Source organism: Streptomyces sp. NPDC048442 (assembly GCF_040651475.1).
Classification (GTDB): domain Bacteria; phylum Actinomycetota; class Actinomycetes; order Streptomycetales; family Streptomycetaceae; genus Streptomyces.
Genome location: NZ_JBEZKB010000015.1, coordinates 97,527 through 109,315, shown reverse-complemented (window position 1 = coordinate 109,315; position 11,789 = coordinate 97,527). Strand labels below are relative to the sequence as shown.

The 11,789-nt window shown below is 73.3% G+C and carries 7 protein-coding genes and 1 pseudogene; 5 read left to right on the top strand and 3 right to left on the bottom strand.

All coding sequences use genetic code 11. The annotated features are described in order from the left end of the window. Window positions 1-10 precede the first annotated feature (10 nt). Together scy and mce are read right to left on the bottom strand one after the other, a co-directional pair. The gene (gene scy / locus AB0D18_RS22730) at window positions 11-4,117 is read right to left on the bottom strand and encodes a polarized growth protein Scy (RefSeq protein ID WP_362421354.1); all 4,107 of its coding nucleotides are present in this window, start codon (window positions 4,115-4,117) and stop codon (window positions 11-13) included. Window positions 4,118-4,387: 270 nt separating this feature from the next. Beyond that, on the bottom strand, window positions 4,388-4,840 hold the full coding sequence (gene mce / locus AB0D18_RS22725; RefSeq protein WP_362421351.1) for a methylmalonyl-CoA epimerase: 453 nt from the start codon (window positions 4,838-4,840) through the stop codon (window positions 4,388-4,390). A gap of 138 nt (window positions 4,841-4,978) precedes the next feature. On the opposite strand from mce, the gene AB0D18_RS22720 reads away from it, so the two are divergent. From AB0D18_RS22720 to AB0D18_RS22710, 3 genes are all read left to right on the top strand, one after another. Further along, a complete protein-coding gene (locus AB0D18_RS22720) occupies window positions 4,979-6,184 on the top strand; it encodes an acetyl-CoA C-acetyltransferase (RefSeq protein ID WP_362421348.1) in 1,206 nt (401 codons plus the stop codon). A 54-nt stretch (window positions 6,185-6,238) separates the two neighbouring features. Further along, the gene (meaB, locus tag AB0D18_RS22715) at window positions 6,239-7,195 is read left to right on the top strand and encodes a methylmalonyl Co-A mutase-associated GTPase MeaB (protein WP_362421345.1); all 957 of its coding nucleotides are present in this window, start codon (window positions 6,239-6,241) and stop codon (window positions 7,193-7,195) included. A gap of 457 nt (window positions 7,196-7,652) precedes the next feature. After that, window positions 7,653-8,996, top strand: a complete 1,344-nt coding sequence (locus AB0D18_RS22710; protein ID WP_362421343.1) for an MFS transporter — start codon at window positions 7,653-7,655, stop codon at window positions 8,994-8,996. Between the two features lie 29 nt (window positions 8,997-9,025). Here AB0D18_RS22710 and AB0D18_RS22705 read toward each other — a convergent pair. Next, window positions 9,026-9,517, bottom strand: a pseudogene (locus AB0D18_RS22705) (PepSY domain-containing protein); the annotation flags it as partial. A gap of 124 nt (window positions 9,518-9,641) precedes the next feature. Between AB0D18_RS22705 and AB0D18_RS22700 the strand changes: the two are divergent. Both AB0D18_RS22700 and AB0D18_RS22695 read left to right on the top strand, forming a co-directional pair. Further along, window positions 9,642-10,304, top strand: coding sequence for a response regulator transcription factor (locus tag AB0D18_RS22700; RefSeq protein WP_362421340.1), 663 nt, complete (start codon window positions 9,642-9,644; stop codon window positions 10,302-10,304). Beyond that, on the top strand, window positions 10,304-11,782 hold the full coding sequence (locus tag AB0D18_RS22695) for a HAMP domain-containing sensor histidine kinase (RefSeq protein WP_362421337.1): 1,479 nt from the start codon (window positions 10,304-10,306) through the stop codon (window positions 11,780-11,782). The genes AB0D18_RS22700 and AB0D18_RS22695 overlap by 1 nt, the downstream gene beginning before the upstream one ends. Window positions 11,783-11,789 lie beyond the last annotated feature (7 nt).

The following is an 11,789-nucleotide window of genomic DNA, read 5'->3' as shown; positions in this document are numbered from 1 at the left end:
GTGAATCCCGCTAGCCGTCCGAAGACTTGCCACTCGATCGAGTCCCGCCCGCCGCCGCACCGGCCTTGACGCCGCCCGAACCCGAGCTGTTGGCCGGCTTGCTGCCCCCGGACGGTGCCTCGAATGATTCCAACGCCTCAAGGACGTCCTGGACACGGGAGATCTCGGTCTGGATGTCCTCGCGCCTGCGCACCAGGACATCCAGCTCGCGCTGACCCTCGGCGACCGTGTGCTCCGCCTCGGCCTTCGCCTCGTCCCGCAACTTCGTTGCCTCGCGGATCAGTTCGGCCTTCTTCTGCTCGGCCTCCTTGAGTAGCTGCTCGGCCTTCTTGACCGCCGCGATCCGGACCTTCCCGGCCTCCGAACTCGCCTCGGACACCATGGACTTGGCCTTCGCCTCGGCCTCGGCCTGCTGTTCGGTGGCGGCCTTCATGAGCTTGTCGACGCGCTCACCGGCCGTCTTCATCTGCTCGGAGGTCTCGCGGCGCGCACGCTCGTGCAGCTCCTCGATCTCACCCTCCAGGCGGGACCGCAGCTCCTCCGCCCGCTCCCTTATGGCGGTCGCGTCCCGGCGCGCGCCGACCAGCAGCTCGTCCGCGTCCGTACGGGACCGCTCCACCAGCGAGTTGCCCTCGACCTTGGACTCCGAGACGAGCCGGTCGGCCTCCTTGCGGGCCGCGCCGACCATCATGTCGGCCTGCTCCTCGGCCTGGGTGGCGGCCCGCAGCGCCTCCTCCTGGGCCTTCGCGACGAGGTGGTCGGCCTGCTCCGCGGCGTCCGCACGCCGCTTGGCAGCGGCCTTGCGGGCCTCGTCGAGCAGCCGGTCCGCCTCGTCGCGCGCCTCGGAGCGCAGCTGCTCCGCCGCGCTCTCGGTGTCCTCGCGGTGCTTGGCCGCCTCGCTGCGGATCCGCTCGGCGGCCTGCTGGGCGGAGCCCACCGTGTCGGCGGCCTCCGCGCGCAGCCGCTCGGCCTCGCCCGTCGCGTCCGACACCAGCAGCTCGGACTTCAAGGTGGCGTCGGAGACCAGCTTCTCCGCCTGCTGAAGAGCCTCGGTGGTCAGCTTGTCGGCCTCGCCCGCGGCCTCCGTGATGAGCTTGTCGGCCTGCACGGCAGCGTCCGTGCGGCGCTTGTCGGCGGCCTTGCGGGCCTCGTCGAGCACCTGCTCGCCGTCGGTGCGCGCGGCACTGCGCAGCCGCTCCGCCTCCGCCTCGCCGTCCGCCCTGACCTGCTCGGCCTCGCCGCGCAGCCGCTGCGCGTCCTGCTCGGCGGTGGTCAACGCGAGGGCGGCCTGCGCGGTGAGCCGCTCGGACTTTGCGGTCGCCTCGGCGAGCGTACGGGCGGCCTCCTGCTCGGCCTTCGCCCGTACCTCCGCGGCCTCGTGCTGGATCTGCTCGGCCTCGGTGCGGGCCTCGCCGATGAGGAGATCGGCCTGTGCGGCGGCCTCGTTGCGGATGCGGTTGGCGTCGTCGCGGGCCTCTGCCCGGGACTTCGACGCCGCCTCCTCGGCCGCCGCGAGGGCGTCCGACGCTTCGGTACGGAGCTGCTGGGCGCGCTCCTGCGAGTCCGTCTTGAGGCGCTCGGCCTCGGCGATCGCGTCGCCCACGGTGCGCTCGGCGAGCGCCTTCGCGGCGTCGGTCTCCTCCTGGGCGCGGCTGCGGATCCGATGGGCGTCCTCGGTGGCCCGCTCCCGCTCGGCGTAGGCGTCGGCGCGGACCCGGTCCGCCTCCTCCTGCGACTCGGACCGCGTACGCTCCGCCGCGTGCTCGGCGGCGTTGCGCAGCCCGGCGATCTCGTCCTCGGCCTGCTCCTGGAGCCCGGCCACCGCGTCCCGCACCTGCTGCGCGGTCTGCTCGGCCGCCGACACCAGCTCGGAGGCCCGCCGGTCCGCGTCCCCGACCAGGCGCTGCGCCTCCGCCTGCGCCTCCTCGACGCGCTTGCGGGCCGATGCCAGGAGCTCCTCGCTCTGCTCGCGGGCCTGGGCGCGCTCGCGCTCGGCCTCCTCGCGGGCGTTCTCCAGCGTCTCGCCGGCCTCGCGCCGGCGCCGTACGGCCTCCTCCTGGGCGGCGGCGAGAGCCTCCGCCGCCTCGCCCGACACCCGCTCGGCCGCCGCGGCGGCCTCCGCGCGCACCCGGTCGGCGCTCTCCTGCGCCTCCGCCTTCAGCCGCTCGGCCTCCGCCGACGCCTCGCTCCGCAGCCGTACGGCGACGGACTCGCCCTCGGCCCGCGACTGCGACGCGTCCGACGCGGCCTCGCTGCGCAGCCGCTCGGCCTCCGTCTCCGCCTGCGCCTGCAACGTCCGTACCCGCTCGGCCGCCTCGGCCCGCAGCCGCTCGGACTCCTCGGCGGTCTCCCGGCGGATCCGCTCCGCCTCCTCGCGGGCACCCGACAGGGTCTCCTCGGAGGACGCGAGACGCTGCTCGGCCTCGGTGCGCAGCCGCTCCAAGCCCTCGGACGCCTCGGCCTGACGTGCGGCGACGGCCCGTTCGGCGTCCTCGCGGAGCGCCGTGACTGCGGCCTCGGCCGCCGCCTTCGTCGCCTCCGCCTGCTCCTCGGTCTCGGCGCGCAGCCGGTCCGCCTCGGCGCGGGTGCGCTCCAGCGTCTCCTCGGCCTGCTTGCGCAGCGCGGTCGCCCGCTCGGTGGCCTCGGAGCGGATCTGCTCGACGTCCGAGCCCGCGGTCGCCCGCAGCTCATCGGCGTCCGTACGCGCCTTGGTCAGCAGCTCCTCGGCGGTGCTCGCCGCCTCCTCGATCTGCTGGACGGCCTCCCGGCGGGCCTCGCCGCGGATCCGCTCGCCCTCGGCGACGGCCTCGGAGCGCAGCTGCTCGGCCTCGCCGCGCAGCCGGCGGGCCTCCTCCTGGAGCTCGACCGTCTTGGCCCGGTACTCCTTGGTGTCGTCCTTGGCCGCGCCCTTGAGCTCGTCGGCCTGCTCGGCCGCGTCCCCGCGCAGCCGCTCCGCCTCGGCGTCCGCCTCGCGGCGGATCCGCTCCGCCTCCTCGGCGGCCTTGCGGGTGGTCTCCCGGGCGTTCTCGGACGCCTTGGTGAGGACCTCCTCGGCACTGCGGGCGGCCTTGGCGAGCTGGGCCGCGGCGTCCTCCGACGCGACGGTACGGGCCTTGTCCGCGGCCTCCTTCACCACGCGCTCGGCCTCCGCGCGGGCGTCGGCGAGCGCCTGCCCGGCCTCCGCCTTCAGCGCCTCGGCGTCCTTCGTCGCCTCGCCGACGAGGCGGGCGATCTCGGACTTGGCCGTACGGGTGCGCTGCTCGTTGACGGACTCGGCGCCTGACAGCTGCTTGGCGGCGGCGTCCTTCGCCTCGGAGAGGACCCTCTCCGCTTCGAGCCGGGCCTCACGCAGTGCCGTTTCGGCCTCCTGCATCCGCGTCTCGGCGGTGCGGCTCAGCTCGGCGGCCTGCTTGCGGGCCTGGTCGGACTCGGTCGTCGTGGTCGTACGGAGCTGCTCGGCGTGGGTGGTCGCCTCCTGCGCCTGCGTGGAGGCGGCGTTCAGCAGCCGTTCGGCGTCCTTGCGGGCGCGCAGCAGCGTCGCCTCGGCCTCGGCACGGGCCGCCTCGGAGTCGGCGGTGAGCCGCTGGCGGGTCTCCTCGGCGACCCGGGTCGCCTCCGCGCGGGCGGCGGCGAGGGCCTGCTCGGCCTCGGCGCGGGACTCCTCCATGAGCCGGCGGGCCTGGGCCTCGGTGCGGGCGCGGAGCTGCTCGGCCCACGCCACGTTCTCGTTGACGTGGGACTCGACGGTCTGGCGGCGCTCGGACAGCTCCTGGTCGAGGCGCTGGCGGCGGGTGACCGCCTCCTGGTGCAACTCGGCCTGGAGGCGGGCCTGGTGCTCCGCGTGCTCCTGGAGGATGCGCTGGGTCTGGGCGCGGGCGTCGCGCAGCTCCCGCTCGGCGTCGGTGCGGAGTTGGTCCGCCTGCACCTGGGCGTTGCGGAGCAACTGCTCGGACTGGTACCCGATGTCCGCCGCGTCGTAGGCAGGACGGGACGCGAGGTTGCGGCGCGCCTCGTGGAGCTTGGCGCGCAACACCTCGACCTGGTAGCCGAGGTCCTCGGCATGCTGGACCGCCTTCTCCCGCTCCGTCTTCAGCCGGTCCATCTCGGCCTCGAACATCGAGAGACTGTCGGACTCAGCCCGCTGAGGGCTCTCCTGGCGTTCGTAGCCCCGCACTGCGCGGTCCCATCCGTCCCCTGGTCGCAACTGTCTGTCGTGACGCTGTAGTCGTACGTGTCGTCGTACGGCCCGCTGGTCGCACGGCCCCACCCTGTCAGCGGGTGGGCCCCCGGGGGAATGGTGTCAGATCATCAGGGGGCCACAAGTCGCAGGCCCTCTTCCCGGCCCCGGCCCGGAACGGCTCACTCTACCGGCCGGGTCGGGCGGGAGTCAGTGGTCCTCAGGACTGCCCTGTGCCGCGGGCTGCGCCGCGGTGACCAGTTCGGTCAGCACGCCGTGGCAGTCCTTGGGGTGCAGGAAGGTGATCCGGGATCCCATCGAGCCGATGCGCGGCTCGTCGTACAGCACGCGTACGCCCTTGTCGCGGATGTCGGCGGCGTCCGCGTCGACGTCGGCGGTGCCGAAGGCGATGTGGTGGACGCCCTCGCCGTTCTTGGCGAGCCACTTGCCGACCGCGGAGTCCTCGCGGGTGGGCTCCAGGAGCTGGAGGTAGGTGGCGCCGCCGTCGGACGCCCCGTTGACCCTGATCATGGCCTCGCGGACCCCCTGCTCCTCGTTGATCTCGGTGTGGTGGACCTCGAAGCCGTAGGTGGTCCGGTAGAACTCGACGGTCTTGTCGAGGTCGTGGCAGGCAATCCCGATGTGATCGATTCGCGTCAGCATGCCTCCAGTGCAGCGCGGTTGATGCCGGTTACGCAACGTGCGCGCCGTCACACCGGCTGCCCGGTGACGGGTGAGTACCGCGTCAGTACATTCAGGTAAACCCTCGTTCACTCCCAACCTCCCAAGGGGCCGTGCCTCATGCCTGGAACTCCCGGAACGAACACCTCCGTCATCGTCGCGGGCGCGCGGACGCCCATGGGCCGTCTCCTCGGCTCCCTGAAGTCCTTCTCCGGAGCCGACCTCGGCGGCTTCGCGATCAAGGCGGCCGTCGAGCGTGCGGGCATCGGCGGCGACCAGGTCCAGTACGTGATCATGGGCCAGGTGCTGACGGCCGGCGCGGGCCAGATCCCGGCCCGCCAGGCCGCCGTCAAGGCGGGCATCCCGATGAACGTCCCGGCCCTGACCGTCAACAAGGTCTGCCTCTCCGGCCTGGACTCCATCGCGCTGGCCGACCAGCTGATCCGCGCGGGCGAGTTCGACATCATCGTCGCGGGCGGCCAGGAGTCCATGACCAACGCCCCGCACCTGCTGCCGAAGTCCCGCGAGGGCCACAAGTACGGCGCGATCGAGATGATCGACTCGATGGCGTACGACGGCCTGACCGACTCCTTCGACAACATCCCGATGGGCGAGTCCACCGAGAAGCACAACGCGATCCTCGGCATCGAGCGCGCCCCGCAGGACGAGTTCGCCGCGCGGTCCCACCAGCTCGCCGCCGCCGCGGCGAAGAACGGCATCTTCGCCGCCGAGATCACCCCCGTCGAGGTCCCGCAGCGCAAGGGCGACCCGGTGCTGGTCTCGACCGACGAGGGCATCCGGGCCGACACCACCGTCGAGGTCCTCAGCAAGCTGCGCCCCGCGTTCGGCAAGGACGGCACGATCACGGCCGGCACGGCCTCGCAGATCTCCGACGGCGCGGCGGCCGTGGTCGTCATGAGCAGGGCGAAGGCCGAGGAGCTGGGCCTGGAGTGGATCGCCGAGATCGGCGCCCACGGCAACGTGGCCGGCCCGGACAGCTCCCTCCAGTCGCAGCCGTCCAATGCGATTCAGCACGCGCTGGGCAAGGAGGGCATCGGGGTCGACGACCTCGACCTGATCGAGATCAACGAGGCCTTCTCCGCCGTCGCACTCCAGTCAATGAAGGACCTCGGAGTGTCCCCGGAAAAGGTGAATGTCAACGGCGGCGCGATCGCGCTGGGGCACCCGATCGGCATGTCCGGTGCGCGGATGGTGCTGCACCTGGCACTGGAGCTGAAGCGCCGCGGCGGCGGGGTCGGCGCCGCGGCACTGTGCGGTGGCGGCGGTCAGGGCGACGCGCTGATCGTCCGCGTACCGGGCAAGTAGTCCTCGGTACCTCCCGACCTCCCGTACGTACGCGCTGAACCGAGGAGCTGAACGATGCAGGACGTCCCCACGCTGGTGGAACAGGCCCGGGAAGGGCGGCCCAGGGCCGTGGCCCGGCTGATCTCGCTGGTCGAGGGGGCGTCCCCGCAGCTCCGCGAGGTGATGGCCGCGCTGGCGCCGCTGGCGGGCAATGCGTACGTGGTCGGGCTGACGGGCTCGCCCGGAGTCGGCAAGTCGACATCCACGTCGGCTCTGGTGGCCTCGTACCGCCGGGCGGGCAAGCGGGTCGCGGTGCTGGCCGTCGACCCGTCCTCCCCCTTCTCGGGCGGCGCCCTCCTCGGCGACCGCATCCGGATGGCCGACCACGCCTCGGACCCCGGCGTCTACATCCGCTCGATGGCGACGCGCGGACACCTGGGCGGGCTGGCGTGGGCCGCCCCCCAGGCCATCCGCGTCCTGGACGCGGCGGGCTTCGACGTCGTCCTCGTCGAAACGGTCGGCGTCGGCCAGTCCGAGGTCGAGATCGCCTCGCAGGCGGACACCTCGGTGGTGCTGCTCGCACCCGGGATGGGCGACGGAATCCAGGCCGCGAAGGCCGGGATCCTGGAGATCGGCGATGTGTACGTCGTCAACAAGGCGGACCGGGACGGCGCCGACGCCACGGTCCGCGAGCTGAACCACATGCTGGGCCTGGGGGAGTCCCGGGGCCCCGGGGACTGGCGGCCGCCGATCGTGAAGACGGTCGCGGCGCGGGGCGAGGGGATCGACGAGGTCGTCGAGGCGCTGGAGAAGCACCGGGCGTGGATGGAGGAGCACGGAGTGCTCGCCGCCCGGCGTACGGCACGGGCGGCGCACGAGGTGGAGACGATCGCGGTCACCGTGCTGCGGGAGCGGATCGGCTCCCTGCGGGGCGACCGGCGACTTGACGCGCTGGCGGCGCGGATCGTGGCGGGGGAGCTGGATCCTTATGCGGCGGCGGACGAGTTGGTGGCGGGGGTCACGGAGGGCTGAGGGCCGCTCGGGCGCGGGGCGCTCGGGCGCGGGGCGGTGGGCGGTGGGGTTCGTGCGGGTGCGGGGCGGGGGGATTGTGCGGGTGCGTTGTGGCTGGTCGCGCAGTTCCCCGCGCCCCCAACTGCCTGCCCCTTACCTCCTAGCTCCTGCGGGCGGCTGACGCCGCCGACCCCTAGCCTCCTTGGGCAGCGGGGCCGCCCCCCGGGGGCGGCCCCCACGCGGAGCCCCGCCCTCCGGCCGCCGCCCAGTTCCCCGCGCCCCTGACGGGGCGCCCGTCCCGGTGCGACGGAGCACACCAGCCTCTTCCGACTCCCGCGCTCCGTTGCTAAGTTGACCCGCATGATCCTCGTTCACCGTGTGTAGGCGGCATCCCTCCCACGACTGACCCGGCGTTTGAGCCGGCCGGTCGTGGGTTCGGCATGTCCGCCCGCTTCCGCACACGTTCCGAGGAATCGTCATGTCCGCGCATCCTGCGCCCTCGTACGCCGCTGTCCTGCGTACCCCGCACGCCTCCCGCACCTTCGCCGCCGCCCTGCTGGGGCGGCTCGCCTACGGGGTGCTGCCGCTGCCCCTCGTCCTGACCGTCAAGAACGCCACCGGCTCGTACGCCGTCGCCGGTGTCCTCCTGAGTGTCTACGGGGCGTGCAGCGTGCTGCTGTCGCCCTTCCGTGCCGGGCTCGTCGACCGGTACGGGCCGCGCCGCGCGCTGCTGCCCCTGGCCCTCGCATTCGCCCTGATGCTCGTCACCCTCGCCCTCGTCTGCCGGCAGCCGGGCGCCCCCGTGCCGCTGATGGGGGTGCTTGTGGCGTTCACCGGTGCCTGCTCCCCGCCGCTGGGGCCGACCATGCGGCTGCTCTGGGGGCGGCTGATGCCGGACCGTCCGATGCTCCAGCGGGCGTACAGCCTGGACGGGGTGGCCGAGGAACTGCTGTTCGTGGCAGGGCCGTTGCTCATCGGGATTCCCGTCGTGTACGAGTTCCCGGTGATCGGTGTCCTGGTCGCGGCCGGCCTCGTCCTGGTCGGCCCGCCCGTGATGCTTGCCTCGCCCGTGGCCGCGTATGCGGATGGGGGCGGGGACGGAGGCCGGAAGGCTGCCGAGGGGTGTGACGGCAAAGGCGGCAGGGGTGGTCGGGCCGGTCGGGTGCGGATGCCCGGACTCGGGCTGCCCGTCGCCGTGGCCGCCGGGGTCGGCATCGCGCTCGGCGGCATCGAACTGCTCACCGTCGCCTTCACCGAGGTCCACGGACGGCCCGCGTCCGTGGGCTGGGTGCAGGCCGCGCTGTCGGTGGGCGGTGCGGTGGGCGGCCTCGCCTACGGGGCCGTCGCCTGGCGGGGCGCGGCCAGGACCCGGCTGGTGCTGATCGCGGGTGCCCTCGGGTGCGCGGTGGGCCTCGCGGGATTCTCGCCGGGGGTCCACGTCTTCGCCCTGGTGGCCGCCGCCGTCGGGCTGTTCACCGCGCCGGCCATCACCGCCGCGTACCTGATCGCCGACGAGGCCGCGGGCCCCGGCTCCCGTACCAGGGCCGGGGCCTGGGTCAACACCGGTCTGAACGCCGGGAGTTCGGCCGGAGTGGCAGTCGTCGGGCTGCTGGTGGGACGGCTGCCGCTGGCGCTGTGCTTCGTGCTCGTCGCCGTACCGGTGCTGGGGTCGCTGGTGACGGGCCTGCTCGTACGGGGCGGTCAGTCGTCCGAGTCGGAGCCGGAGTCGGAGTCGGAGCCGGAACTGGCGCCGGAGCCGGAGCCGGGCGCGGTGCCCGCGTCGTCCGCGCCGCGGTCGTCGTCCGCGCCGTCGTCGTCCTGACCCTGGACGACTGTCGCCTTCCCGGACTTCGCGTCCACGTTCACGTCGTGGCCCCGGCCGTTCTTGTCGTGGATCTCGATCTCCCAGTGGCCGCCCTCCAGATCGGCCTCGGTCACCTTGCCCGGGGTCATTTTGAGGGCGGCCTCCATCGCCTTCTGGACGCTGACGGGCGCGCCCTGCGGGGCGTGCTGCGTGCGGTCGTCGTTGTCGGCGTCGAGGTGCTTGTTCACGACCTTGGAGCCCGCCGGGTCGACCGTGACGTCGTACCACCTGCTGTCCTTGCCGAACACGTCGACGTCCCACTCCCGGCCGTCGTTCTCCAGGTCCAGGCCGGTCACGGTGCCGGGTACGGCGGACGCGGCGGTGTCGGCCGCCTTGTTCGCGTCGGCATTCGAGGGGGCCTTTCCCGCGTCGGCGGATGCGGCCGGCGCGTCGTCGGACGGTGCGCTCAGTGCCGTTGCCGTGCCTCCGCCGACGAGTACGACGGCGGCTGCCGCTGCGATGACGAGGCTGCGCTTCATGGGGTCCTCCTGAGTTCAAAATTCGGTGTTGCTCGGTACGGACACCAATCTGGACCCGGGAGGCTGAACGCCACCTGAAGCCACCTGAAGCCCGTTTCAGGTTGGCCCTGCGACCCTGGTCCCCATGCGCCTGTTGATCGTGGAGGACGAGAAGCGCCTCGCGGTGTCCCTGGCCAAGGGGCTCACCGCCGAGGGCTTCGCCGTGGACGTGGTTCATGACGGGCTCGAGGGGCTGCACCGGGCGAGCGAGACCGCGTACGACCTGCTCGTCCTCGACATCATGCTGCCGGGGATGAACGGCTACCGGGTCTGCGGCACCCTCCGCGCCGCCGGGAACGACGTGCCGATCCTGATGCTGACCGCCAAGGACGGCGAGTACGACGAGGCCGAGGGGCTGGACACGGGCGCCGACGACTACCTCACCAAGCCCTTCTCGTACGTCGTCCTGCTCGCGCGCATCCGGGCCCTGCTGCGGCGCCGGGGGAGCACGGGGCAGTCCCCGGTGCTGACCGTCGGGGCGCTCACCCTGGACACCGCCGCCCGGCGCGTGCACCGGGGCGGGGTCGAAGTCACCCTCACCGCAAAGGAGTTCGCGGTGCTTGAGCAGCTCGCGCTGCGGCCGGGTGCCGTCGTCAGCAAGGCGGAGATGCTGGAGCACGTCTGGGACTTCGCCTACGACGGCGACCCGAACATCGTCGAGGTGTACATCTCGACCCTGCGCAGGAAGCTGGGCGCCGAGCGCATCCAGACCGTGCGCGGCGCGGGCTATCGGCTGGTGGCCCTGTGATGCGCTCAGTGCGGGCCAGGGCCGCCCTCGGGGCCACCGCCGTCGTCGCCGTCGCACTGATCGCCGCGGGGCTCGCGGTCCTGCTCGTCCTGCGCTCCGAGCTCAGCGGCCAGGCCGACCTCCAGGCCGAGGTCGCCGCCCAGGAGGTGGCCTCGCAGGTCGCGCTGGGTGTCCCGTACGGCAAGTGGGAACTGCCGGACGAGGAGGAGAATCCGGTTCAAGTCCTCACGGACAAAGGTGTGTTGGTGGCCGCCAGCAAGAAGCTGGAGGCGATCTCGGGGACGGGCAGCGGCCAGGTGAAGCCGGCCGCGCCGGGACAGCCCCCGGCCTCCGGCGACAGCGACGACGACCGGGACGACAGCGACGACCGCAGCGATCCCGACGGCAGCGATCCCGACCGCAGCGATTCCGGCCGCAGCGATCCCGGTCGCGGTGAAGTCTCCCGCGACGAGCCCGCGCACAGTTCCGGCACCGCCACAGTCGACGGCGACACCGCCGACTACCGGTTCGCCGCCGTCGAGGCCACGACCCGGGCGGGGGAGACCGTGACCGTGTACGCGGGGGCGCCGCTCGCCACCGAGCAGGGCGCCGTCGCGACCGTGCGCTCCGCGATGCTGGTGGGGCTGCCGGTGCTGCTGGTGGTCGTGGGCGGGGTGACCTGGCTGGTCACCCGGCGGGCGCTGCGGCCCGTCGAGGGCATCCGGCGCGAGATGGCCGCCATCACCGCGTCGGAGGACCTGTCGCGCCGAGTGCCCGCGCCCGGAACCGGCGACGAGGTGGACCGGCTCGCCGTCACCACCAACGAGACCCTGGCCGCCCTGGAGTCCTCCGTCGAGCGGCAGCGCCGCTTCGTCGCCGACGCCTCGCACGAACTGCGCAGCCCGATCGCCTCACTGCGGACCCAGCTCGAAGTGGCCGCCGCCCACCCGGAGTTGCTCGATCTGGAGGGGGCCGTCGAGGACACCGTACGGCTGCAGGACCTGGCCGCCGACCTGCTGCTGCTCGCCCGGCTCGACGCGGGCGAGAAGCCGGGTGCGGCCCGGTTCGACCTGTCCGCGCTCGTACGGAAGGAACTCGCGCAGCGCGGCGAAGGAGACCGGCATCCGGTGTCGGCCACACTGGGGGACGGTCTCGAAGTGACCGGCTCCCGTGGGCAGTTGGTGCGGGTGCTGGGCAATCTGCTCGACAACGCGCAGCGCCACGCGGGGAGTTCGGTCGCGGTGGCGCTGCGGGGGGAGGCGAACGGACGCGTGGTGCTGGAGGTCGCCGACGACGGGGCCGGGGTGCCGGAGGCCGAGCGGGAGCGGATCTTCGAGCGGTTCGTCCGGCTCGACGACGCGCGGAGCCGGGACGACGGCGGGGCCGGTCTCGGCCTGGCCATCGCCCGGGACGTGGCACGCCGGCACGGCGGAACCCTGACGGTGCGTCAGGCCCCGGGCGGGGGCGCGGTGTTCACGCTCGTACTGCCCGGTCCTTAAACTCGTC